The sequence below is a fragment of the Seonamhaeicola marinus genome, from assembly GCF_008085455.1.
The window spans coordinates 1-387 of record NZ_VSDQ01000340.1; the positions used below are offsets into that span (position 1 = coordinate 1).

General features: G+C 38.6%; 1 pseudogene. It reads left to right on the plus strand.

What is annotated here, in order from left to right:
- Positions 1-8: 8 nt before the first annotated feature.
- Positions 9-387, plus strand: a pseudogene (locus tag FUA24_RS04805) (pyruvate formate lyase family protein); the annotation flags it as partial.

Here is a 387-nt window from a genome sequence, read left to right on the forward strand (position 1 = left end):
AATTACGTATGGTGCGCCACTTACGTATGGCAGCCTACGATGAAATTTTTGCCGGAGATCCTACTTGGGTTACCGAAGCTATTGGAGGTATGTTTGAAGATGGCAGAACCAAGGTTACAAAAACATCATTCCGTTTTTTAAATACACTTTATAATTTAGGGCCTTCGCCAGANTGCTAAAGTAGCTATTGACACATCGTCAATTCAATTTGAAAATGATGATATGATGCGCACTTTAAGAGGATCTGATGATTACGGTATTGCTTGCTGCGTATCATACCAAGCCTTAGGAAAACAAATTCAGTTTTTTGGTGCACGTACTAACTTAGCTAAAACATTATTATTAGCTATTAATGGCGGACGCTGTGAAAATACAGGTACGCAAATG